The organism is Enterobacter sp. PL_is379 (assembly GCF_055817355.1).
The window spans coordinates 104,023-128,390 of sequence record NZ_JBVPGT010000030.1 but is presented as its reverse complement, the minus strand read 5'-3'; the positions used below and the strand labels follow the sequence as shown (position 1 = coordinate 128,390).

Here is a 24,368-nt window from a genome sequence, read left to right as displayed (position 1 = left end):
GCTTACCTTTACGGTGGGCAGCAATCCTCTTTACGTGATTGCATCCCAATACATTATGAACGACCAAATTTGTGGGGCATCACGATGTTCATGTTTAACCATTCACTCTTTCCGCCACCCTCGCGCTGACATGCTTTGCGTTTTAACGGCGTCATACTGTGCTATGTGAAGCACTGACGCTTATCGTTTAATCATGTTAACAGGCGACAGGCTGATGTTCCCTTATATCTCTCATCTGCTCGCAGCGATGCTGCTGGGCGCAATTATCGGCGCGGAAAGACAGTGGCGCCAGCGTATGGCCGGGCTTCGTACCAATGCACTGGTTGCGACGGGCGCTGCCGTGTTTATTTTAAGTTCCATCTCGACGTCACCCGATAGCCCGGGACGCATTGCAGCGCAGATCGTCTCCGGAATAGGTTTCCTTGGCGCTGGCGTCATTATGCGTGAAGGAATGAATATTCGTGGTCTAAATACCGCCGCAACGCTATGGTGTTCGGCCGGAATTGGTGTGCTGTGCGGCTTAGGTCAATTCTGGAATGCCGGTATGGCCAGCGTGATTATTCTTTGTGCCAACATATTGCTTCGCGAAGCTGCGCAACGGATTAATCAACTGCCCGCGCTCCATGAAGGCGAAAAATGCTATGTCCTTAAAATCACCTGTAATGACGAGCATGAAGATGCGGTGCGGCAGAATATTGTCAACATGGCGAAAGAGTTGACGTTAAGTCTGAAAGCCATTTATTGCGATACGGCGCAAGCAGAAGGTAAAACTGAAATACGGGCGGAAGTGATGACCCGGGAGGAATACCGGAAATTACTCGATCTGATTATGGGTAATATTGGCGGGAATAAAATTATCGCGTCCGTCAGCTGTCACGCAATTTAAGTCTATTACCGGGCATTACGCCCGGTACAACCTTTCCGTTTTGCACAGCCTCTGACAATAACGCGGAGAGCTTCATAAGGCAGCACTGATTTTAGCCAGACGTTTCATCATCTCCGTCGTCAGGCTAAGCTGCTCGCTGCCCATTAGTTGGGACAACTCCTGCTTAGCGGATTGCCATACCGGCATGACCTCTTCAAGCAGACGCCAGCCTTCAGCTGTCAGCGTGAGTCGTTTTCCGGCACGTCCACGGCCTCCAGCCGAGTCAATAATGCCCCGGGATTCCAGACTACGGATATTACGACTCAGTGTTGTCGCATCCACCCCTGCTCTGGCGGCGAGTTCCGCAACGGTTTCATTAGGAGAACCCCCGATGCCAACCATCAGACTGAACTGCTCAGCGGTCAGATCAAACGGTCTGAAACAGGCGTTGTAATAGCGCGTAATAGCCCGAGCGGTAGCGCGCGCCTGAAACGCCGGACAGACCTCCGGAATGGTCTCCAACAGCGCCACATCAATGTTGTTCATCATTTCATCTCGACAAGCAATGCTAAAGTTAATACTGTATATACACTATTTATATTACTTGAGGAACCATTATGCCTGCCTTTGTTCATATCAACTTACGGGTCATTGACCCTGCCAGACAGGCCAGCCTGGCCCCTCGCTTCACGTCAGCATTAGAGGAAGCAGGCGGAAAAATTGTCCATTTTGGAGCTGTCGCACAGGCACTGGAAGGGGAAGTAGAGCCGTTACCCTATGCAGGCATTTTTGAATTCCCGACGTTGGATCAGGCCATTGCCTTCTATCATTCGGAAAAATATGCGCCGATTAAGGCTGAACGCCAGCTCGCCCAGGAAGCAAGAATGTTCATTGTCACGACGGAATGACAGGCAGGTTCAACTGTACCTAAATCACAGAACCGAAATTTGTCCCCGTTATGAAAGCCTGCTCTCTGTTTTGCTGGAAATAACGGTTTACCCTGAACTGTGCAAAAAACACTCAGGAGGAACACATGTACAATTCAATTTTGGTTCCCATTGATATCTCCGAGGATAGCCTGACGCACATGGTTATCCCCTTCGTTCAGGCACATACAGCACTTAACACAGCTAAAGTTCACTTTCTTACTGTTATTCCATCTCTTCCTTATTACTCATCATTAGGTTTGGCCTACTCCGTAGAAATGCCGAAGATGAAAGAGTTCCAGCACGCTGCTTTAGCTAAACTGGATGAAATTGTTAAGCAATTCAAAATCCCTGCAGATAAGATTCAGACTCACGCCGTGACGGGATCCCCTAAGGATCAAATCCTTAAGCTCGCTGACACGATCGGCGCCGACCTGATTATCATCGCCTCCCATAAGCCTGACATATCGACCTATCTGCTGGGTTCAAACGCTGCGGCTGTGGTGCGGCATGCGAAATGCCCTGTGCTGGTTGTAAGATAAAAAAACCGGGCGACATGCCCGGTTTTTCATTTACGTTTCCCTGAATGAAAGCACGCTTTAGAGATTGACTCTGTTTGCGTTTAAATTTAAGTCCGCAATAGCGGCCGGTTTTCCAAGCAAGTAGCCCTGAACTTCATCACATTTATTTTTTTTAAGAAAAGAGAGTTGTTCGGCAGTCTCCACCCCTTCTGCGGTTACCGCCATCGAATAGGCTTTACCCAGATCGATAATTTTCTCTACGACTGATTGGTTCTGCGGTGAATCGCCCAGGGTAAAAATAAAACTCTTGTCGAGCTTGAGCCCGTCAAACTGAAACTTCCGGAGATAGCTCAGGGATGCATAGCCGGTACCGAAGTCGTCGATCAGAATGCGGACACCCATCTTTTTGAGAGACTTCATGGTCTGCAAGGTTTTTTCTGGATCGGAAAGCGTGACATTTTCAGTCACTTCTATTTCCAGACGGTTAGGCTCAAGCCCTGTTTCGTGAAGTATCTCTTTTATCCTTTCGGCAAGATCGCTTGCCTGAAATTCGATAGCAGAAATATTTACGGATACCGATAACCCCGGCAATTTATCTTTTGTCTCCGCACACGCTGTACGTATGACCCAGTTGCTGAGGTTAATAATCAGGCCTGTTTCTTCCGCCAGGGTGATGAACTGATCGGGCATCATAGTCCCTCTCTGCGGGTGCTTCCAACGTACCAGCGCTTCGACGGCGTCTATTTTCGAGTATCGGAGGTTATAACGCGGCTGGTAAACAAGATAGAGTTGCTCTTCGCGAATCGCTGTCTTCAGTTCTAATTCCAGTTTTCTCCGTTCGGTCAATTTTTCCGACATATCCGGGCGATAATAGACCCATCTGTTTCTGCCGGATTGTTTCGCCTGGTAAAGCGCAATATCCGCATAGCGTAAAAGATCGTTTGCGCTGCTGCTATCCTGGGGAGCCAGCGCAATACCCATGCTTACGCCTATCGCCACATCATTGCCCTCAATGGAGAAAGGACGGTTAAGTTCTTGCACGATGCGGTGACACACCTCCTCAATGTGCTCTTTTTGGCTGCTGTTGCCGAGGAGCAGCATAAATTCATCCCCTCCCTGCCTTGCGACAAAATCACCTCGACGAACGCAGTTTTTAAGCCGTAAAGCGACCTCGCCAAGCAGAGCATCGCCCGCGGAATGCCCAAAAATATCATTGACGGGTTTAAACTTGTCTAAATCGAGGCAAATCATGGCAAAGGGATAATGATTGACGCCTTCTTTAGCGAACTGGCCTGCAAGAAACTCCTTAATATGATACCGGTTCGGCAGACCGGTTAATTCATCATGGCGTGACAGGAACTCCACACGTTTTGTTGCTTCAACTTCCTGAGAGACGTCGGTTGCCGCGCCCCGCAACACCACCGTTCCGTCAGGCTGTGCAGAAAACTTTGCCAGAAGCGTGCAATAGGACGTGGATTGTTGCGCGTGAGTATAAGGGCAGTTCTTAAATTCAAAGCGTTCAGTTAACTCGCGGCGGCTGACACAGCCATGTAATAATCCAGCTGTCGAGGGAAAGAGTTCATCCAACCTGCGGCCTATCCATTCGCTATTTTCATATCCCGTCACCGTAGAAAAACGACCTGAAAGCCACGTTATCTTTAACGATAAATCTGTTTCCCAGAACCAGTCGCTGGTTGTTTCACTGACGTCCCGGAATCGTTTTTCACTCGTGATGAGATTCAACCGTGCCTGCTCGAGGAGAAAGGTATTTTCGTCAAGCATTCTCGCCTTCTGCATAATATGACGCATGAGAATAACCATCATCGATACCGTCAGAATGACTGAAAGGATGAGTAAGGGTAAAAAATAAATAATCAACGCCTGGCCTGGGTTTTCGCTGTCCCAGATAATTTGCACATCACCATTCTGAGCACTTAAGGTAAATTCAGTCTGGTTGTTTATTTGAGAAGTGACTGGTTCAGGTGAAGTACGAACATTTTTGACGCCGGCATCCTGCCCAATCGTGAGGAGTTTTTTAGCCGTTAGCTTGTCTATAAACACCATTGTCGAAGCTTTCCCCGGTAAGGACTGCACGCTCGTATCATCGCCCGTCGTTATCCATTCCGCAGAAACAATGGCCGGAACGGAATCGATAAGCGTTAGCATAGAAACCGGCAATCCATTTTTTAGGCTCACCTCACGGAGTAAACGGTCTTTGGTGGATTTATCTAACCAGCGATCCAGATCCTGAAGCTTCAGTTTCCCGTCAACCAAGCTGTACCGCGTTCTCCCTTCCGGGGAGAGAACAAACACCCCTTCGTAGCCAAAGTTGTCATAGAGGGACTTACCCAGGTTTTGCTTATCCCATGCCCAGTGAACGTCAGTGTTCAGATGAAGATATTTGTAGGCATCTCCCCACTCTGCATTGTCTTTCAAATGACTTCGCATGCTTTCCTGGCGGGTATCCAGCGCTTTCCTTAACAAAAATTCATCATGCTTGTCGCTGATTTCATTAACATTATCTTTTATTATTAGCAGAGATATTATTGCGGCGATGAAAATACTTATCAACAACGTAACAATATAGGTAAAGGTTTTATTTATCAGGCCTTTAGAAGGCTCGGTATCCGTGAAAGCCGGATTGTTCAGAGGTAGGGTCATCTTTCGCCTTCTTAACTGCTATTACGTCAATATTTATGCCACCTTCATTTATCGGCAAAAAATAATAAAATTTTATAGCAAAAAATCTGAAGCTAAAGAATATGTGGTTTTTACAACCCAGTTCAAATTATTAATCATTAACTCTTTTACAGCCTAAATTCGGTTAATTAAATATACCGGTCAAAGTAAATTATCACCTCAGCGGTTGTATTTACACAGAATGGATATTAAGACTATTTTTTGCTGTAGCGGTCACAGGAACGATGAAACGTATAAAAAAACCGGGCGTAAAGCCCGGTTCTTTTTTTCTGATGAGACTGACTCTATTCGCTCAGCCCGCGATTCTCCAGCATCGGCTCAATCTTCGGATCGTGCCCGCGCCAGTTGCGATACAGTTCGGCTAAATCCGTGCTGTTACCACGGGACAAAATCGCCTCGCGGAATTTTTGCCCGTTTTCACGGGTCAGGCCGCCGTGCTCAACAAACCACTGGTAGCCATCGTCAGCGAGCATCTGCGTCCACAGGTAGGCGTAATACCCCGCCGCGTAGCCGCCGCCAAAAATATGGGCAAAATAGCTGCTGCGGTAGCGCGGCGGCACGGCGGGCAGATCCAGCCCCTCTTTTTTCAACGCAGCCGCTTCAAAATCCTCCACGCTCGAAACGGCCTCACTGATGCCGTGCCAGTTCATGTCCAGCAGCGCGGCAGCCAGCAGCTCCGTCATGTCATAACCCTTGTTGAAATGGGTCGCGTTGAGCATGCTTTCCCGCAGCGCGTCCGGCATCGGCTCACCGGTTTCGTAATGGCGCGCATAATGGGTAAACACCTGTGGATGGCTGGCCCAGTGCTCGTTGATTTGCGACGGGAACTCAACAAAATCACGCGGCGTATTGGTGCCGGAAAGCGTGGCGAACCGCTGGCTGGCAAAGAGACCGTGCAGCGTATGGCCAAACTCGTGGAACAGGGTTATCACGTCATCCCAGGAGAGAAGCGCGACACCGCCATTCGCCGGTTTTTGGTAGTTACAGACGTTGTAGATCACCGGACGGGCAGCAAACTCGAAGGATTGCTCGACGAAATTCCCCATCCATGCCCCGCCCTGTTTGGAATCACGGGCAAAGAAGTCACCGTAAAACAGCGCCATGCCCTCACCGGTGTGGTCGAAAATTTCCCATACGCGGACGTCCGGGTGATACACCGGGATATCGAAGCGTTCGACGAAGCGAATGCCAAACAACTGGCTGGCTGCCCAGAATACGCCATCCTGCAGCACGGTATTGAGCGCAAAGTAGGGCCTGATCTGCGACTCATCAAGGGCATATTTTGCCTGGCGCACGCGCTCCGCATAAAAGGCCCAGTCCCAGGCCTCCACGGTGAAACCGCCCTGCTCATCGTCGATAACGTTCTGAATGTCGGCCTGCTCGCGTTCCGCGCGGGCGCGGGCGGCAGGCACAATGCCGCGCATAAATTCCAGCGCGGCGGCCGGGGTTTTCGCCATCTGGTCAGCGATGCTCCAGCTGGCGTAATCCTCAAAGCCCAGCAGACGGGCCTGTCGCGCACGTAGCGCCGTCAGACGCAGGATCAGCGCGCGAGTATCGTTTTCATCCCCTTTCTGGGTACGCGTCCAGCCTGCGTTGAAGAGGTTTTCGCGCGTCTGACGATTGCGCAGCGCGGAAAGCGCGGGCTGCTGAGTGGTGTTCAAAAGCGGGATCAGCCAGCGATCGTTTAGCCCTCGCTCCGCGGCAGCCTGCGCCGCATCAGCAATCTCACCGGCGCTTAGCCCGTCAAGCTGGTGCGCGTAATCCACCACCAGCCCACCCATTTTATCGGCAGCCAGCAGACGCTGGTTAAACTGGCTGGTCAGGGAGGCCGCCTCGGTATTCAACGCCTTTAGCTCGGCCTTTTCTGTCTCATTCAGACGCGCGCCGGCCAGAATAAACCGCTGATACGTCTCCTCGACCAGACGACGGGATTCAGCGTCCAGCACGGCACGGTCCTGCCAGACGCTCTCCACGCGGGCAAACAGTACGTCATTCAGCCAGATATCGTTTGCCAGCGCGGCAAGCTCGGTGGAGAACTGTTCCTCGAGCTCCTGTAAATACGGATTGGTGTGCGCGGAAGTCATGGCGAAGAACACGCTGCTGACGCGCTGGAGCAAAGCGCCGCTTTTCTCCAGCGCCAGCACGGTGTTAGCGAAGTCAGGCGCAGCGGCCTGAGCGACAATCGCGTCAATGTCCGCCCGCTTCTGGCGAAGGGCTTCATCGAAGGCCGGACGATAGTGGCTGTCGTTGATCTCATCAAAATGGGGGGCCTGGTAAGGCAACAGGCTGATGTTGAAAAAGGGATTCGTGGCCGTCATCTTTCGCTCCTGAGTACGGGTATCCTCCCAGAGTAGGCCAGGCCGCCATCCCCTGCAACGCTGTCATACAAATGTTGCCTTAACGCACCCTCTGCGGCCGTGCTATGTTAGTACAACACAAAAAGCGTTGAGGAACAGTGAGATGATTATTTTAGTTACCGGGGCAACGGCAGGTTTTGGTGAAAGCATCACGCGTCGCTTCGTCGCCAACGGGCACAAGGTTATTGCGACCGGCCGCCGTCAGGAGCGTTTACAGGAGCTCAAAGACGAACTAGGCGACAGCATCCTGACCGCGCAGCTGGACGTGCGTAACCGCGCGGCGATCGAAGAGATGATCGCTAATCTGCCAGCAGAATGGCGCGCCATCGACGTGCTGGTCAACAATGCCGGTCTGGCGCTGGGCATGGAGCCTGCCCACAAAGCCAGCGTGGAAGACTGGGAAAACATGATCGACACCAACAACAAAGGGCTGGTCTATATGACCCGCGCGGTGCTGCCGGGCATGGTCGAGCGCAACCGCGGTCACATTATCAATATCGGTTCCACCGCCGGGAGCTGGCCTTACGCGGGCGGCAACGTCTATGGCGCGACGAAAGCGTTTGTGCGCCAGTTCAGCCTTAACCTGCGTACCGATCTGCACGGCACCGCCATTCGCGTCACCGACATCGAGCCGGGCCTGGTGGGTGGCACCGAGTTTTCCAACGTGCGTTTCAAAGGCGATGACGCGAAAGCGGACAAAACCTATGAAAACGCGAACGCCCTGACGCCGGAAGATGTCACCGAAACGGTCTGGTGGGTGGCGACGCTGCCAAAACACGTCAACATCAATACCGTAGAAATGATGCCAGTCAGCCAGAGTTTTGCCGGACTTAGCGTCCATCGTGGCTAAATCGACCCTTCCCGGCCTGCGGGCCGGGTCTGTTTCGGATTATAAAAGAATGGTAGTATGTTCGGGCTAACTCTCTGAGAAATGACAACTCATGGCCGCTGAATCGCAACTCAATCCCACCCAGCCCGTAAACCAGCAAATCTATCGCATTTTGCGACGTGATATTGTCCATTGTCTGATCCCACCGGGAACGCCGCTTTCAGAAAAAGAGGTCTCCGTGCGGTTTGACGTTTCCCGGCAGCCGGTGCGTGAAGCGTTTATTAAGCTTGCGGAAAACGGTCTAATTCAGATCCGCCCGCAGCGCGGCAGCTACGTCAACAAAATCTCCCTCTCTCAGGTGCGCAACGGCTGTTTCGTTCGCCAGGCCATTGAATGCGCGGTGGCGCGGCGTGCCGCAACGCTCATCAACGACAACCAGTGTTACCTGCTGGAGCAGAACCTGCATCAGCAGCGGATTGCGATTGACCGTAAGCAGCTGAATGACTTCTTCCAGCTTGATGATGAATTCCACCAGAAACTGGCGCAGATTGCCGATTGCCAGCTTGCATGGGACACCATCGAGAACATCAAGGCCAACATCGACCGCGTGCGCTACATGAGCCTCGATCACGTCTCCCCGCCGGAAATGCTGCTCCGACAGCATCATGATATTTTCAGCGCGCTGGAAAAACGCGATGCGGACGCTGTGGAAAAAGCGATGACGCTGCATCTGCAGGAAATCAGCGAATCCGTGCAGCTGATTCGTCAGGAAAATAGCGAGTGGTTTAGCGAAGAGTGATATTCGCCGCCCCTTTCGGGTGCGGCGATGGGTTTAGCGAACGACTAATACCGGAATTGTGGCGTAGCGCAGGATAGATTCCGCATTTGATCCCAGAAGATGGGTAGTGATGCCCGGATTTTTCGACCCGATGACAATCACGTCATATTCCCCTTCCTTGCTCAGCCTGATAATTTCATCGCGGACGTTGCCAAAGCGAACGAGGGTGTCAATTTTCTCCGGCGAGATATCGAACAGTCTTTTTAACGCGTTCATTTTCTTCCCGGATTCTTCAGTCATATATTCTTCGAACTTTTTAATATCGGCGTTAAATCCGCGCAGCAGGGACCGACTGCTGGCCGGCAGAATATTGACCAGGGTAATCGAGGCGCCCTCTGCCTTCGCAAGGTTTGCCGCGTGGCGAACCGCTTTGTCGCTCAAATCCATTTCAAACACATCAACAGGCATCAAAATCTTCTTATACATAAGCCTGACTCCTTATTCCGATGAAAGGGTTATTTCCTGTACCCAGAATGGCACCGGGAATATAAACCAACCCTCAACGCTTCCCTGTCGAAACTATCAATTAATGAAAATAACGGTCTGCTTTGTAAATTGCTGTCGTGAACCGTCAGTGCCCGGCACAATAAAGAAAAAAGTGTGAGTTTGATCAAAAACAAAAACATGTGATGCAGACAGGCGTATTTATATGCTCCGTGAACGGCAACCCTGAAATAGCGCCGTAACGAACAGGTTAGAGAGGAGAAAATACCATGATGACATACGACCGTAACCGCAATGCAATCACCACCGGCAGCCGCGTCATGATTAGCGGCACGGGCAAAACTGGCGTGATTAAAGCGATCCACAGCGACGGGCTGGATGCCGCGCAGGTGCGCCGCAGCAAAACGGTTGAAGTGGAAGGATGCGAAGGTAAGTTCGAGCCGATTGAGCTGATTCGCCTGGGGATGCACTAAGCTGTGCGTAGACATGCCGCCGCGAACGGCGGCATGTGCTGAATTACCGTTGAGAGACGTACTGGGCCACGGTCGCTTTCGCACCCTTTTGCAGCAGCGTCTGGTACGCCTTCATCACCGCATCAACAAAGCCTGCTTCCTGCGGTAACTCTTTGCCGAAGATGGCTTCGATGCCGAGCAGCGCGTTAACCCGGCTTTCCCCTTCCGCACTGCCCTTCACCGCCGCCTGAATCACCGCCAGTTGCGGATCGCTCACGTCAATCGCATTACCCTGCTCGTCCACGCCGCCGACATAGCGCATCCACCCTGCCACGCCCAGCGCCAGCAGCGGGAAAGGCTTCTGATGCACCAGGTGCCAGCGCACGGAATCCAGCATGCGCTGCGGAAGCTTCTGGCTGCCGTCCATCGCAATTTGCCAGGTCCGATGGCGCAGGGCCGGGTTGCTGTAGCGGGCAATCAGGAGATCGGCATAACGACCTAAATCAACGCCTTTGACCTTCAGCGTAGGCGCCTGCTCGTTAAGCATCAGCGCGTGCGCGGCGAGGCGGTAGTTCTTATCTTCCATACAGTCGTTGATATGCTGGTATCCGGCCAGATAGCCCAGATACGCCAGGAACGAGTGGCTGCCGTTGAGCATGCGCAGCTTCATCTCTTCAAACGGGATCACGTCCGACACCAGCTCGGCGCCAGCTTTTTCCCATTCCGGACGGCCCGCAACAAAGTTATCTTCGATCACCCACTGACGGAACGGTTCACAGGCTACTGCCGCCGGATCGCGCACGCCGGTCAGCCGTTCTATTTTATCCAGCGTTTCGGGGGTGACCGCGGGCACGATGCGATCCACCATGGTTGACGGGAAGGTGACGTTAGCCTCGATCCAGTCCGCCAGCTCACCGTCTACCGCCCGGGCATACGCGCAGGTGACATTGCGCATCACGTGACCGTTCTCCGGCATGTTGTCACAGGACATCACGCTAAACGCCGGCAGACCCGCCGCTTTGCGACGCGCCAGCGCTTCCACGACGACACCCGGCGCAGATTTCGGCTGGTGTGGGTTTTGCAGGTCGGCGACGATAAACGGATGATCGAGCATCAGTTGCCCGGTCGCTGGTGAGTGACAGTACCCTTTCTCAGTGATGGTCAGCGAGACAATCGCCACCTGCGGTTCACACAGCGCTGCCAGCACCGTCTCCAGCCCGTCTACCTGCGCATGGAGGGCCTTTTTGACCACGCCCACCACGCGGGAGGTCCACGCATCGGCAGACATCTCCGCCACGGTATAGAGATTATCCTGCGCGTTCAGATCGGCAATCTGCTGCTCGCCGCCAATCAGGTTAACCTCACAGTAACCCCAGTCGCTGCCGTGCTCAGCGGCGAGGATATCGGCATACACTGCCTGATGCGCCCGGTGAAATGCGCCAAAGCCTAAATGAACGATGCGTGCTTTAAGGCTGTCGCGATCGTACTGAGGCAGCGTCGCGTTGGCCTGTAATAAGGTATTTTCCATGATTAAGACTCGTTAATTAGAAAGCTGTGGTTCGCTGCCGCTCTTTCTGAAGCGGCAGCGCCTGCTGACTACACCAACTAGAATGGCAGTTGGGGTAAAAAAATAACTGCCATCAACCATACTGATACTGACGTTTGAGATTTTGATTTATATTAACTTTTGCTCATGTGGTGTGACATAAACATAAAGTTGTGTGATAAATCACTCAAGATATAAGCCATCAGCGCCGCGAGGAGATTGCGCCGTAACCCACACGCTCTTCTGGTGAGGACTCCGCTGCGTCTTGCGCCGCGCTCAAATCACGGTCGCGCACTTCCGGCATCAGGATCGCCGAGAGCAGCCCAATCACGGAATAGGCCACCAGCATGGCAACAATCGGCCACCAGGAGCCGGTCATATTGCAGAAGATCCCCGCCAGTACCGGACCAAAGCCCACAGCTACCAGACCGCCCGCCTCTTTCGAGATGGCCATACGGGTAAAGCGATTTCGCGAGCCAAACATCTCCGCCATGGTGATATTTTCCAGCGCGAACAGACCCAGAACGGCGAAGTTATGGATAACGATGATAGAGAGCATGATCGTCCCCGGCGCATAGCTCTTATCGACAATGATCGACAGCATCGGGTAGGCGAGCAGAATGGCGGAGATATTGAGGATAATGTACGGCAGACGGCGCCCCACTTTATCGGAAAGCCAGCCCAGCAGCGGGATGGAGATAAACCCGAGAATGGAGCTGATCATCAGCGCATCGGTAGGGATGGCCTTATCGAACAGCAGCGTCTGGACCAGATACCCCGCGAGGAACGTCTGGATCAGACCCGAGTTGCCCGCCTGGCCGAAACGCAGGCCAGTCGCCAGCCAGAAGGATTTGCTTTTCACCATTGAACCGAGCGATGTGTCCGGCTGAACGGTTTGTGCATCGTTCACTTTCTCAAAGACCGGGCTCTCCTTGAGGTTCATCCGCAGCCAGATGGCAAAGATCATCACCACGACGCTGGCGAGGAACGGCACGCGCCAGCCCCAGGCGAGCAGCTCTTCACGGTCAAGGACAAAGAACATGATGGCCCAGATCGCCGTGGCGCTTAGCGTCCCGCAGTTAGTGCCCATCGCCACCAGCGAGGAGATGATGCCGCGCTTTCCTTTCGGCGCGTACTCCGCCAGCATGGTCCCGGCTCCGGAAATCTCAGCCCCGGCCCCGAGCCCCTGAATAATGCGCAGCGTCACCAGCAGAACCGGGGCAAAAATCCCGATCTGCGCGTAGGTCGGCAGGACGCCAATCAGCGTGGTGCAGATCCCCATCATGGTGATGGTGATGAACAGCACCTTCTTACGGCCAATGCTGTCGCCCATTCTGCCAAAGATAAAGGCGCCGACAATGCGTGCGATATAGCCTGCGCCGTAGGTGCCCATCGCCAGGATCAGCGCCATCGCGGCTGACTGTTCCGGGAAGAAGATCTCATGGAAGACCAGGGCGGCCCCCAGTGAGTAAAGCTGAAAGTCCATAAACTCCAGAGCGGTGCCGAGCCAGCCGGAAACGGCGGCTTTCACCAGATCGGCAGTGGATCGTTGCGGTTGTGCTTGTGTCATGATGGCTATCTCTGAAAGGTAAGATGCGAACCACATAGAGCCTGTCTGCGCAGGCCCTTAATCGCGTAAATGATTATTGGCCGAACGTGAGTAAGACTTTGCAGCACTGCCGCTGATCTTTCTCAAACAGTTCGATGGCGTCTGTTACGTGGTGATAGTCAAAAGTATGGGTGATCAGTTTTTCCGGGTCGATCAGCCCCCTCTTCAGCCAGTCGATGACGACCGGGAATTTGTTGGCATTGAGGCGCGAGGAGAAGATCGCCAGCTCTTTGCCGGTAATGCCCTGCTGAACAATCTGGCTCGGCTCGCTGGAGAAGCCCATCAGCACGATGCGCGCCGCCGGAGAGGCCAGGGTTATCGCTTCCTGCAAAATAGATGGATGGCAGGCGGCATCAATGATTAACGTCGGTTTGATGCCTTTTTCCTCCAGCGCGTCCTGCAGCGACTGCTCGCCATTATTAAAGACCCAATCCGCGCCGCTGCGCCGGGCCATCTCAAGGCGCTCGTCTATGCGGTCAACCACGATAACCTGCTTCACCTTATAGACGCCTTTCAGCGCCTGCACGGTGACCAGCCCCATCGGGCCAGCGCCGTAAATCAGCGCGACGTCCTGTTCCGTCGGTTTCGCCTGCCCCGTTACGTTGGCGGCAATGGTAAAGGGCTCAACCATGACGGCGTGTCGGTCGGGAATGTCATCCGGGATAGGCCAGGCATTTTTAGCGGGCACTGCCGCATATTCGCTGAAGCCGCCGTCACGGTGAACCCCCAGCACCACCAGCGAGGTGCAGACGTTCGGTTTTCCGACGGAGCACGGATAGCAATGCCCGCAGCTGATCACCGGGTCAACCGAGACGCGCTGGCCCAAGCGGGCACTGTCTACGCCCTCGCCCACGGCGTCAATCACGCCAAAAAATTCGTGGCCGATGACGCGTGGATACTTCGCAAACGGATTATGGCCGCGATAGATGTGGCTGTCCGAACCGCAGATCCCCGCCAGCGTGATTTTGACGCGGACGTCACCTGCGCCTGGCTCCGGGCGTGGCCGCTCTTCAATCACCAGTTCGTTCGGCTGTTGAATCACTACGCTTTTCATCGTTCGCTCCTCGTTTACCAGTTCCACAGCGTGCCGTCTTCAAGACGGGCCACCGGCAGATAGGCCGGATCGTAGGGGTATTTCGCCGCCAGTTTTTCATCAAACTCGATGCCCAGCCCCGGCTTGTCGCCCGGGTGCATATAGCCATTATCAAAGCGCCAGCTGTGCGGGAAGACCTCCAGCATCTGTTCGGAATAGCCCATATACTCCTGGACGCCAAAGTTTGGCACCCACAGGTCGAAATGCAGCGCGGCGGCGTGGCAAACGGGCGAGAGATCCGACGGGCCGTGCGAGCCGGTACGCACCTGATAAAGCGAGGCGAAGTCGGCGATGCGACGCATCCCGGTAATGCCGCCCGCGTGGGTAATGGTGGTGCGAATATAGTCGATAAGCTGCTCTTCGATGAGCTGCTTGCAGTCCCAGATGCTGTTAAACACTTCCCCCACCGCAATGGGCGTAACGGTATGCTGGCGGATCAGGCGGAAGCAGGCCTGGTTTTCCGCAGGCGTTGGGTCTTCCATCCAGAACATGCGGAATGCTTCGATGCTCTTGCCGAAGCGCGCCGCTTCGATTGGCGTCAGGCGGTGGTGCATGTCGTGCAGGAGATGTTCATTAAAGCCGAATTTACTGCGCACCGCGTCGAACAGCTTCGGCGTGAAATCGAGGTATTTTTCGGTGGACCACAGCTGCTCTTCCGGCCAGTCACCTTTGGTCGCAGGCTCGTAGGCCAGCCCCTTCCCTTTGGCCATGCCGTAGGTGGTTTTCATGCCCGGCACGCCGCACTGCACGCGGATCGCCTTAAAGCCCATCTCTTTATGACGGGCGTAGTCTTCCAGCACGTCGTCAATGGTGTGCCCGGTGGTGTGGCAGTAAACCATCACCCCTTCCCGGGAGGCGCCGCCCAGCAGCTGGTAGAGCGGCATGTTGGCCGCCTTGGCTTTGATGTCCCACAGCGCCATGTCCACGGCGGAGATGGCCGACATGGTGACCGGTCCGCGACGCCAGTAGGCGCCCTTATAGAAAAACTGCCAGATGTCTTCGATGCGGTGCGCATCGCGGCCAATCAGCTGGGGGCAAAGGTGATCCTTGAGGTACGAGGCAACGGAGAGCTCGCGTCCGTTTAGCGTAGCGTCACCGAGGCCGACAATCCCCTCATCGGTGGTGATTTTAAGGGTGACAAAGTTCCGCCCCGGGCAGGTAACAAACACGTCAGCCGCGACAATCTTCATAATTCCTTTCCTTACATCGTTCGTTGTGATGCTGGAAATTTACCCATCAACCCTACTACCATACAAGTATAATGATCATAAAATCAGCTAGAGATCACAAAACCCGGGGACTCAGGCGCGCCCCCATCCCGCCACAATAATCAGCATACCGCACAGGGCAATCAGCGCCCCGGCCCAGTCGTATGCGCTGAGCTTGACGCCGTCCACCACGCGTAACCACAGCAGCGCAGTACACACATAAACACCACCGTAAGCCGCGTAAACGCGCCCACTGGCCGCCGGATGCAGCGTTAACAGCCAGACAAACAGGGCCAGCGCGACGCTTGCCGGAATGAGCAACAATACGGTTCCTCCCTTCTTCAGCCAGAGCCAGGGCAGGAAGCAGCCGATGATTTCGCATAGCGCGGTGGCAAAAAAAAGCAGCGTCGTTTTAAGCATATTTCACGTCAGGTGAGGATCTATTTAACCATCATACCTGATGATGCCCTTTACTTTTCCATACTTGCTCCGCGGGTATGCCGTCATTTCGCTTTAGTGTAGAATCTGTACGGGGTAACTTGATTATCTGCACCCATTTAAAAGGAAACGCTATGACCACATTAAGCAAACGCCTTTGTCTGACAGCCCTGCTGGCGCTGTCATCGTTCGCCTTTGCCGCCTCTGCGACAGCGGAAACCAGCAAGCTCGTTATTGAGTCTGGTGACAGCGCGCAAAGCCGCCAGAACGCCGCCATGGACAAAGAACAATGGAATGACACCCGTAACCTTCGTCAGAAGGTCAACAAACGTGCTGAAAAAGAGTGGGACAAAGAAGATGTCGCTTTTGACGCGCGCGATAAGTGTCAGCAAAGTGCAAACGTCAATGCCTACTGGGAGCCTAACACTCTGCGCTGCCTGGATCGCCGCACTGGCCGCACGGTAGCCCCGTAATGTCTGGATCCTGCGACGTTAAACTCCGTCCGCTGGAGCGTGAAGACCTTCGTTTCGTCCACCAGCTCGATAATAATGCCAGCGTGATGCGCTACTGGTTCGAAGAGCCTTACGAGGCGTTTGTCGAGCTATCCGATCTCTACGATAAGCACATTCACGATCAGAGTGAACGTCGGTTTGTGGTGGAGTGTGAAGGCGAAAAAGCCGGTCTTGTTGAGCTGGTTGAAATCAACCACGTTCACCGTCGGGCGGAGTTCCAGATCATCATCTCCCCTGAGCATCAGGGAAAAGGCCTTGCCTCACGGGCAGCGAAGCTGGCAATGGATTACGGATTCAACGTTCTGAATCTCTACAAGCTTTACCTGATTGTGGACAAAGAGAACGAGAAAGCGATCCATATCTACCGCAAGCTGGGCTTTATGGTGGAAGGCGAGCTGATTCACGAGTTCTTTATCAACGGTGAATACCGCAATACCATTCGCATGTGCATCTTCCAGCATCAACACCTGGCCGGGCACAAGCCGTCAGGCGCCAGCCTGCTGAAACCAACCGCGCAGTAACCTGCGCGGTTTTATTCTCAGTAATATTCAATCGTGTTCTTGATGGTGTATTTGCGCTCAACGGCGGGTTTGACGCTTTCGTCCGTGATCGTCAGATCGCAGCTCACCGGGTTATTGTGTCGATCGTAATCGCAGCTCTGCTTGACGTTACCCAGCGGCTTGTCATTCAACATGCTCACCGCCGAGTAATCCATTCTTTTGCGAACATCTTTAGACGGCGTCGACTGGACGGACAGGTGCTGATCGCCGGAGACGGTGGTTTTGCCCAGCGGATAGCCATCCGCATCGTAGCGATACTTCACCTCCATCTCTTTGCCGTGCGCCGCCACCACAAAACCGTTGTCGTCGGTATCCCACGTCACCCCGGCTGACGGCAGTTCGGCCAGCTGGCATTTCCCCTGCAGCTTCACTTTTCGCTGCTGGGTTTCTGCGTCAAGATAGTAATTGGCATCCAGCACCAGCGCCACGCCGGTGTTGGCCTCCAGGTCGTGCAGCTCCAGCGTATCGAAACACCCTTCTGTCGAGACGGTGCCGGTGACCCGTTTGGACACTTCGCCCTTCTCGTTGAACAGCGTCTGAGTAAAGTCTTTGACCGGGCCGCGCAGCGGATCAAAATCAAATTCGTTCGAAAAACTCGCCATCTCGGGCGTAAACGACAGCGGCGCGGAGCTGTTGTCGCACCCCACCAGTGTTGCTGCCAGTAGCGTTATCGCTGCGTATTTCTTCACATTTATTACCGTACAGGGAGATTATTCCCAATCATATTAGCAAATACAGTTGTTTACACGAAGCCTGCTAAAATTAATCTCTACACAGAGAAAAGGAGCTACAGATGAAACGGTTACCCTGGATTACCGCCCTGCTGTTAATGAGTGCCTCAACGGCCGCGCTGGCGGCACCGGATTCCTGCGAGCGCGTGAAAAGCGACATTCAGCAGAAAATTATCAATAACGGCGTGCCTGAATCAGGCTTTACGCTGAGCATTGTGCCTAACGACCAGGCCGATCAGGCGGGCACGCAGGTGGTGGGCCACTGCGCGAACGACACCTTTAAAATTTTGTACACCCGCACAGGCAGTGGTGCGGCAGCTGAACCTCAGTAATTGACCCTCAATCCCCTTTGATTTGATAAGGATTAATATTTAGTCCCCCCAAATCAGTAACACTCACCCCATCATTAGCCCGGATATCATTTCGGGAAAAATAATACGCAATTATAATGATGGGGTGAGCCATGTCCGATATTGAACATCACGGCGGAATTAGCCGTCGAACTCTCGTGAAATCTACGGCGATAGGTTCTCTGGCGCTTGCCGCTGGCGGGATCTCGCTTCCGTTTGGTTTAAAAAGCGCCGCCGCGGCGGTGAAGAACGCCGGCCAGCCGCCTGAAGATACCGTGGTGTGGGGCGCCTGCTCGGTCAACTGCGGCAGCCGCTGTGCGCTGCGTCTGCACGTGCGTGACAATGAAGTGTACTGGGTCGAAACGGACAACACCGGCGAGGATATTTACGGTAACCATCAGGTGCGAGCCTGCCTGCGCGGACGTTCAATTCGCCGTCGTATCAATCACCCTGACCGTCTGAACTACCCGATGAAGCGCGTGGGCAAACGCGGTGAAGGCAAGTTCGAGCGCATAACATGGGATGAGGCACTGAACGCCATTACCGCCAGCCTGAAAGACGTGGTGGCCAAATACGGTAACGAAGCGGTGTATATTAATTATTCCTCCGGCATTGTCGGCGGCTATATCACCCGCTCCTCCCCTTACGCTTCGCTGGTGGCGCGCCTGATGAACTGCTACGGCGGTTTTCTGAGCCACTACGGCACCTACAGCACGGCGCAAATCGCCTGCGCGATGCCCTATACCTACGGCAGCAACGACGGTAACAGCACGTCCGACATCGAAAACACCAAACTGGTGGTCATGTTCGGCAATAACCCGGCGGAAACGCGCATGAGCGGCGGCGGGATTACGTACTATCTGGAACAGGCTCGCGAGCGCTCCAACGCGCGCATGATCGTCATCGACCCGCGCTATACCGATACGGCAGCCGGGCGCGAAGATGAATGGATCCCGATCCGTCCGGGTACCGATGCCGCCCTGGTGGCGGGTATTGCCTGGGTATTAATCGACGAAAACCTGGTCGACCAGCCGTTTCTGGATAAATACTGCGTCGGCTATGATGAAAAAACGCTGCCGGAAGGCGCGCCCGCTAACGGTCACTACAAAGCGTATATTCTCGGCCAGGGTGATGACCACACGGCGAAAACGCCAGAGTGGGCCTCACGCATCACCGGCATTCCGGCGGATCGTATCGTTAAGCTTGCCCGCGAAATCGGCTCCGCGAAGCCGGCCTACATCTGTCAGGGCTGGGGACCACAGCGCCAGGCAAACGGCGAGCTGACGTCCCGCGCCATCGCCATGCTGCCTATTCTGACTGGGAACGTGGGGATTAACGGCGGTAACAGCGGCGCACGTGAGTCAACCTACACCATCACCATTGAACGTATGCCGCTGCCGGACAACCCGGTCAAAACGCAAATCTCCTGCTTCAGCTGGACGGACGCCATCGCCCGCGGGCCGGAGATGACCGCCCTGCGCGATGGCGTGCGCGGGAAAGATAAGCTGGACGTGCCGATTAAGTTCATCTGGAACTACGCGGGCAACACCATCATCAACCAGCACTCCGATATCAATAAAACCCACGAAATCCTGCAGGATGAAAGCAAGTGCGAGATGATTGTGGTCATCGATAACTTCATGACTTCGTCAGCCAAGTACGCCGATATCGTGCTGCCGGATCTGATGACCGTCGAGCAGGAAGACATCATTCCGAACGATTATGCTGGCAATATGGGCTATCTGATTTTCCTCCAGCCCGTGACCGCGCCGAAGTTTGAACGCAAGCCGATCTACTGGATCATGAGCGAAGTGGCGAAACGCCTCGGACCGGATATTCATCAGAAATTTACCGAAGGACGCACGCAGGAACAGTGGCTGCAGTACCTGTATGCCAAAATGCTCGAAAAAGACCCTCAACTGCCGTCCTATGACGAGCTGAAAAAAATGGGTATTTACAAGCGTAAAGATCCAAACGGACACTTCGTGGCCTATAAAAAATTCCGCGAGAACCCGGAAGCCAATCCGCTGAAAACACCATCGGGCAAGATTGAAATATACTCCAGTAAGCTGGCGGAGATTGCGGCCACCTGGGAGCTGGAAAAAGATGAAACCATCAGCCCGCTGCCCGTCTACGCATCAACCTTCGACGGCTGGGACGCGCCCGAGCGTGCGCAGTTTCCGCTGCAGCTGTTTGGCTTCCACTTTAAGGCCCGTACCCACTCGAGCTACGGTAACGTCGACGTGCTGAAAGCGGCCTGCCGTCAGGAGGTCTGGCTTAATCCCGTCGATGCCGAAAAGCGCGGCATCAAGAACGGCGATACGGTGCGCGTCTTTAATCGTCGCGGTGAGGTGAGAATTGAAGCAAAAGTGACGCCGCGCATCATGCCCGGCGTGAGCGCCATGGGCCAGGGCGCCTGGCACGACGCCAATATGAGTGGCGATCGTATCGACTACGGCTCATGCATCAACACCCTGACCACGCACCGCCCTTCACCACTGGCGAAAGGCAACCCGCAGCACACCAATCTGGTACAGATCGAGAAGGTGTAGCGGGTGAATGGCTTGACCGTAGTTTATTCTATGATTTGTATGATCGTTTAACACCGTCGCGCGGACACTCTCCGCGCGAAAAAGGAAGATGTAATGAAAGACGTCTCACATCGTGAATCGTTCGCGTTCAGCGCCCGGGTGCTGGGTGCGCTGTTTTATTTCGCACCAGACAGCGAGCAGGCCGCGCCGCTGGTGCAGGCCCTCACTGCGGGCGAATGGGTTCAGGACTGGCCTCTGCCGCCGGAAACGCTGCGGCCCGTAGCCGACACCTTTGCCGCGTCTGCCGATGAGCCGCTGGCGGACGCCTGGCAACGGCTGTTTATTGGTCCTTACGCCCTGCCCGCTCCACCGTGGGGCTCCGTCTGGCTGGACCGCGAATCCGTGCTGTTTGGCGACTCGACCCTCGCGCTGCGCCAGTGGATGCGGGAGAACAATATCGCATTTGAAATGCAGCAGAATGAACCGGAAGATCACTTCGGGACTTTGCTGCTGCTGGCGGCATGGCTGGCCGAGAACGGCCGCGAGGCGGAGTGCGCTCAGCTTCTGGCGTGGCACCTGCTGCCGTGGAGCACCCGCTTCCTGACGGTGTTTGTCGAGAACGCCAACCATCCGTTTTATATCGCGCTGGGTAAGCTTGCGCAGCTGACGCTTGCGGACTGGCGATCCGGGCTGCTTATTCCGGTTGCGGAAAAGACGCTGTATCGCTAAGGGGTGTGGCTTGCTCGCGGTTTGCGGGCAAGCTACGGTCAAAAGAGGAGGCTTAAAAAATTTAACTCGAAACAGGAGGCATATTGAATTTAATAATATAAAATAGCTTTTCCTGGTAAGGTCAACACTTTCGTTTGATACATACAAAACAAAACCATGACTAAAAATTATTCCTTCGAAGATAAACGCAAGAAATTACTTGTTACAGCCGTGATATTCATCGTTTTAGGTGGATGGCTCTGGTATATGTCATGGGCATCTGGCATCTCCCATAATACTATATTAAAAAAATCCGTTCCTGAATGGATGACATATATTTCACTTGGCGTTTTGATTGGAACAATTTTTGTTATGCGCGCTTTTTATCTGCGCACTTTTAACAAAACATTAGAATATATTGCCAATGCTTTTTTTAGCGGCTTTTGCCTTGGTTTTGTATTGAGCTTAAATTGTTATGATATTTATGTCTATCTCTTTCCGGACAAAACAATTGGCTATGAATCTGAATATGAGGTTGTCTTTCCGGGGCCTTCGAGAGGTAAGTATGGCCATTGTGAAGCGGGTCTCTGGTTAAAAGATCAGAACACCAACAGATGGATACAGCTTTGTACAAACAAAGAATATCTGCACAGCCATCGTAAGCAGGGAATGACTGGGGTGTGGGTAACGGCTCGTGTGAATAATATTGGAAGTTACATTGTGAATTATGAGTTCATTTATTTGTAGGCACTACCCTATCTATTTTTGTTCCGGCGAAAATGAATGGTACTTAAGGTCCGCTCCTTGCTTATAGCCGTCAGCCTGATACTTCGCACCAGAGATTGCGCATTCACAGCGGAGAAACCGGCTATGGGAGGGTCATCTCAAAATCGAATCAGGGTAAATTTCATTCATACCCCCACTTTTAGTGGTGGATACGTGACGGCTGTTCATCTATTCTGCTTTTTCAGCGAGCAAGCCGGAGTCATTTTTAGTGGATAATCCCATATTTCAGAAAACCATCATTATCTTTATTCTCATCCTGTGGGTAATAGACGAAGTCAGGAGAAAGAAAAAAAAGCGTTATGACTCCGCTATAGCAGAGGCTAATGCCAGAGAACGCTATGAATGGCGCTATCTCAGATGGGGTTGGCAGGCAATACGAGTGGCGGCGGCAGTGTATATCTTTGTTCAGCTGATTCAGTTTTTACTGAGATAGATGGCAGAAGAAAGTAAGACAGGCAAGGAACATCTCACTGTCCAGGCCAACAGTAGCTGAGCCTCGGTGGTAGAAATTGTGAGGGGTCCCTGCCTGCCAGTAGCATGCGTTACAAGCCTTTAACCAGTATTTGGTTATGTGTCACCGACTGATTCTCCCTCACTCGCACTCTCTTTACTTTGAATGAACCGAAGTGCCAGGTAGAGGTCTGGCGCCAGAATCATGTCATCATCATTCATTGTTGGCCGACTGTCTTTAAACCAGCGTGTTAATTCCGTTTTCCTGCCCGCGAGGATTAATTTAATCTGTCGACCTTTCAGGTCACGCTTTAACTCATTAATGGTTGCCAGGACACTGATGTCTGAATAGGTGAAGCAGGCAACGGCATCAATCACCACCCATTTAGGCTGTAAAGCGGCACCATCAACCAGGTTCAATACCCGGCGTTTAAAATAAGCCACATTAAAATAGGTCAACGGTGAGTTAAATCGATACATCAGTACGCCAGGAACCATTTTAATATCGGTGGTATTCCCTAACGAGTGAATCATTCCATCTTCGTCAGTGCCCAGCAGGTGCTCAGAGGGACGAAACACCGTACGAAGGAACTGTAACAGCCCAAGCAACACCGCAAGGCCGATCCCCTGGATAACGCCGATAATTAACACACAGCCAAAGGTGAAGAAAGCCAGGCGAAATGCCTGTTTATTTCTGCGCCTCAGGTTCCATAGCCCTCGTAAATCAATCAATGACCACGATGCATACATTAGAACAATACCTAACGCAGATACCGGAATGTATTGTAATGGTTGAGTGAAAAATACCACGACGATACCGATGAGTAAGGCTGCGACCACGGAAACCAGCTGACTTTTCCCACCAACCGAATCATTAACCGCGGTCCGGGAATCGGCGCCACTGATAGCAAACCCCTGAGATAACCCAGACATAATGTTCGCAATACCCAGAGCCCGGAACTCAGCATCAGCATTAATTTCATAGCCATTTTTTGCGGCGAAACTGCGGGCGGTCAGCATCAGACTGACAAAACTCACCAGGGCCAGGTTCAGCGCCGGGATCACTAAATCACGCATCGGACCGGGCTGGAACGCCCCCCAGTGAACGACGGGTAAACCAGACTGGAAGCCATCCCCACCGATAGTGGCAATACCATACTGTTGCGCAGATGTCCCCCATACCAGTGCCGTTGTTATCACAATGGCAATTAAAGGTGCTGGCCACTGGCTGCGGTACGTTTTGATAACCATTAAAATAATTAACGTTATAAGCGATATCCCTATCGTTAATAAATGGCTGTCCGAAAGTCGGCCTGGCAAGGCCATTATTTTCTCAATAACCTGCGCTTCATCTAGCTTGATCCCAAAAACCTTGCCTAATTGCCCGACAATAATCGTCACGGCTACGCCATTCAGCAAACCCGTAAGAATGGGATGAGAAAGCAGATCGGCAAGTGCCCCCAGGCGAAATTTACTGGCAAGGAGGCACCACCCGCCCATCATCAATGTCATGATGATCGTCAGTTGCCAGTGCAGTTCGGGGTTACCTGCAGAGAGAGGAAACACGACGGCCGCAATCACCGCGCAGGTCGTGGCATCAGGGCCAACAATAAGCTGACGTGAAGAGCCAAACAGTGCATAAGCTATCATCGGTAAAATGCAGGAATACAGCCCTACTATTGCCCCAACCCCCGCCAGCTCAGCATAAGCAATAGCAACGGGTAGCGCGACAGCCGCAACGGATAACCCGGCTTTAACATCATGTTTTAGCCAGCTTTTATCGTAGGCTAACAAATTTTGTAGCCCTGGCATGTAGTTCAACAATAGCTTTCCGACCACGTTATTCTCCGGACATTAATATTACCCACGAGATGTTGGCACACTTTTATGTGAGGTTCTGGCTTTCAAATGCTC

At 53.3% G+C, this 24,368-nt stretch carries 24 protein-coding genes; 13 read left to right on the top strand and 11 right to left on the bottom strand.

Annotation, left to right across the window (positions count from 1 at the left end):
- Positions 1–214: 214 nt before the first annotated feature.
- The gene (locus AC0TOY_RS14800; protein ID WP_473722016.1) at positions 215–886 is read left to right on the top strand and encodes an MgtC family protein; all 672 of its coding nucleotides are present in this window, start codon (positions 215–217) and stop codon (positions 884–886) included.
- A 72-nt stretch (positions 887–958) separates the two neighbouring features.
- Here the strand turns inward: AC0TOY_RS14800 and AC0TOY_RS14795 are convergent, their stop codons facing one another.
- Entirely contained in the window at positions 959–1,414 is a 456-nt protein-coding gene (locus tag AC0TOY_RS14795) for a MarR family winged helix-turn-helix transcriptional regulator (RefSeq protein ID WP_230581872.1), read from the bottom strand.
- A gap of 68 nt (positions 1,415–1,482) precedes the next feature.
- On the opposite strand from AC0TOY_RS14795, the gene AC0TOY_RS14790 reads away from it, so the two are divergent.
- The gene (locus AC0TOY_RS14790) at positions 1,483–1,773 is read left to right on the top strand and encodes a DUF1330 domain-containing protein (RefSeq protein WP_473722015.1); all 291 of its coding nucleotides are present in this window, start codon (positions 1,483–1,485) and stop codon (positions 1,771–1,773) included.
- A 125-nt stretch (positions 1,774–1,898) separates the two neighbouring features.
- Entirely contained in the window at positions 1,899–2,333 is a 435-nt protein-coding gene (gene uspF / locus AC0TOY_RS14785) for a universal stress protein UspF (protein WP_023335555.1), read from the top strand.
- A gap of 57 nt (positions 2,334–2,390) precedes the next feature.
- Here uspF and AC0TOY_RS14780 read toward each other — a convergent pair whose 3' ends face one another.
- Both AC0TOY_RS14780 and dcp read right to left on the bottom strand, forming a co-directional pair.
- Positions 2,391–4,973, bottom strand: coding sequence for a bifunctional diguanylate cyclase/phosphodiesterase (locus tag AC0TOY_RS14780; protein WP_473722014.1), 2,583 nt, complete (start codon positions 4,971–4,973; stop codon positions 2,391–2,393).
- Between the two features lie 323 nt (positions 4,974–5,296).
- Positions 5,297–7,330 carry a peptidyl-dipeptidase Dcp gene (gene dcp, locus AC0TOY_RS14775; RefSeq protein ID WP_473722013.1) on the bottom strand — a complete coding sequence of 678 codons (2,034 nt, stop codon included), beginning with the start codon at positions 7,328–7,330 and terminating at the stop codon, positions 5,297–5,299.
- Between the two features lie 142 nt (positions 7,331–7,472).
- Between dcp and ydfG the strand changes: the two genes are divergently transcribed.
- Positions 7,473–8,219, top strand: coding sequence for a bifunctional NADP-dependent 3-hydroxy acid dehydrogenase/3-hydroxypropionate dehydrogenase YdfG (gene ydfG / locus AC0TOY_RS14770; RefSeq protein WP_023292548.1), 747 nt, complete (start codon positions 7,473–7,475; stop codon positions 8,217–8,219).
- Between the two features lie 91 nt (positions 8,220–8,310).
- Positions 8,311–8,997, top strand: a complete 687-nt coding sequence (locus tag AC0TOY_RS14765) for a GntR family transcriptional regulator (protein ID WP_248164311.1) — start codon at positions 8,311–8,313, stop codon at positions 8,995–8,997.
- Positions 8,998–9,030: 33 nt separating this feature from the next.
- Here AC0TOY_RS14765 and AC0TOY_RS14760 read toward each other — a convergent pair whose 3' ends face one another.
- Positions 9,031–9,462, bottom strand: coding sequence for a universal stress protein (locus AC0TOY_RS14760; RefSeq protein WP_048989540.1), 432 nt, complete (start codon positions 9,460–9,462; stop codon positions 9,031–9,033).
- Positions 9,463–9,749: 287 nt separating this feature from the next.
- Between AC0TOY_RS14760 and ydfZ the strand changes: the two genes are divergently transcribed.
- Positions 9,750–9,953 carry a putative selenium delivery protein YdfZ gene (ydfZ, locus tag AC0TOY_RS14755; protein WP_014883679.1) on the top strand — a complete coding sequence of 68 codons (204 nt, stop codon included), beginning with the start codon at positions 9,750–9,752 and terminating at the stop codon, positions 9,951–9,953.
- A gap of 43 nt (positions 9,954–9,996) precedes the next feature.
- Here ydfZ and AC0TOY_RS14750 read toward each other — a convergent pair whose 3' ends face one another.
- The 5 genes from AC0TOY_RS14750 to AC0TOY_RS14730 form a co-directional block, all read right to left on the bottom strand.
- Positions 9,997–11,460 (bottom strand): mannitol dehydrogenase family protein, encoded by a 1,464-nt coding sequence (locus AC0TOY_RS14750; protein WP_473722012.1) that lies wholly within the window; start codon positions 11,458–11,460, stop codon positions 9,997–9,999.
- A 220-nt stretch (positions 11,461–11,680) separates the two neighbouring features.
- On the bottom strand, positions 11,681–13,048 hold the full coding sequence (locus tag AC0TOY_RS14745) for an MFS transporter (protein WP_157189075.1): 1,368 nt from the start codon (positions 13,046–13,048) through the stop codon (positions 11,681–11,683).
- 73 nt (positions 13,049–13,121) lie between these two features.
- Entirely contained in the window at positions 13,122–14,141 is a 1,020-nt protein-coding gene (locus tag AC0TOY_RS14740; protein WP_148769467.1) for a Zn-dependent oxidoreductase, read from the bottom strand.
- A gap of 14 nt (positions 14,142–14,155) precedes the next feature.
- The gene (gene manD / locus AC0TOY_RS14735) at positions 14,156–15,370 is read right to left on the bottom strand and encodes a D-mannonate dehydratase ManD (protein WP_023292552.1); all 1,215 of its coding nucleotides are present in this window, start codon (positions 15,368–15,370) and stop codon (positions 14,156–14,158) included.
- Between the two features lie 111 nt (positions 15,371–15,481).
- The gene (locus AC0TOY_RS14730) at positions 15,482–15,808 is read right to left on the bottom strand and encodes a YnfA family protein (protein ID WP_048989542.1); all 327 of its coding nucleotides are present in this window, start codon (positions 15,806–15,808) and stop codon (positions 15,482–15,484) included.
- Positions 15,809–15,960: 152 nt separating this feature from the next.
- Here AC0TOY_RS14730 and AC0TOY_RS14725 point away from each other — a divergent pair, with 152 nt between their 5' ends.
- On the top strand, positions 15,961–16,299 hold the full coding sequence (locus tag AC0TOY_RS14725; RefSeq protein ID WP_028017573.1) for a DUF1283 family protein: 339 nt from the start codon (positions 15,961–15,963) through the stop codon (positions 16,297–16,299).
- Entirely contained in the window at positions 16,299–16,859 is a 561-nt protein-coding gene (gene speG, locus AC0TOY_RS14720; protein ID WP_024909098.1) for a spermidine N1-acetyltransferase, read from the top strand. The genes AC0TOY_RS14725 and speG overlap by 1 nt, the downstream gene beginning before the upstream one ends.
- A 17-nt stretch (positions 16,860–16,876) precedes the next feature.
- Here the strand turns inward: speG and AC0TOY_RS14715 are convergent, their stop codons facing one another.
- Positions 16,877–17,587, bottom strand: coding sequence for a YnfC family lipoprotein (locus AC0TOY_RS14715; RefSeq protein WP_473722011.1), 711 nt, complete (start codon positions 17,585–17,587; stop codon positions 16,877–16,879).
- A gap of 104 nt (positions 17,588–17,691) precedes the next feature.
- On the opposite strand from AC0TOY_RS14715, the gene AC0TOY_RS14710 reads away from it, so the two are divergent.
- The 5 genes from AC0TOY_RS14710 (at position 17,692) to AC0TOY_RS14690 (ending at position 22,437) form a co-directional block, all read left to right on the top strand.
- On the top strand, positions 17,692–17,961 hold the full coding sequence (locus AC0TOY_RS14710) for a DUF1161 domain-containing protein (RefSeq protein ID WP_024909100.1): 270 nt from the start codon (positions 17,692–17,694) through the stop codon (positions 17,959–17,961).
- A gap of 131 nt (positions 17,962–18,092) precedes the next feature.
- Positions 18,093–20,531 (top strand): selenate/tellurate reductase subunit YnfE, encoded by a 2,439-nt coding sequence (ynfE, locus tag AC0TOY_RS14705; RefSeq protein ID WP_473722010.1) that lies wholly within the window; start codon positions 18,093–18,095, stop codon positions 20,529–20,531.
- 93 nt (positions 20,532–20,624) lie between these two features.
- On the top strand, positions 20,625–21,239 hold the full coding sequence (dmsD, locus tag AC0TOY_RS14700; RefSeq protein ID WP_267214745.1) for a Tat proofreading chaperone DmsD: 615 nt from the start codon (positions 20,625–20,627) through the stop codon (positions 21,237–21,239).
- A 156-nt stretch (positions 21,240–21,395) separates the two neighbouring features.
- Positions 21,396–21,965 carry a hypothetical protein gene (locus tag AC0TOY_RS14695; protein WP_267216561.1) on the top strand — a complete coding sequence of 190 codons (570 nt, stop codon included), beginning with the start codon at positions 21,396–21,398 and terminating at the stop codon, positions 21,963–21,965.
- 247 nt (positions 21,966–22,212) lie between these two features.
- Positions 22,213–22,437: a hypothetical protein gene (locus AC0TOY_RS14690; protein ID WP_024909104.1), complete on the top strand. Its 225-nt coding sequence runs from the start codon at positions 22,213–22,215 to the stop codon at positions 22,435–22,437.
- A gap of 134 nt (positions 22,438–22,571) precedes the next feature.
- On the opposite strand, the gene AC0TOY_RS14685 is transcribed toward AC0TOY_RS14690, so the two are convergent.
- A complete protein-coding gene (locus tag AC0TOY_RS14685) occupies positions 22,572–24,293 on the bottom strand; it encodes a SulP family inorganic anion transporter (protein WP_024909105.1) in 1,722 nt (573 codons plus the stop codon).
- Positions 24,294–24,368 lie beyond the last annotated feature (75 nt).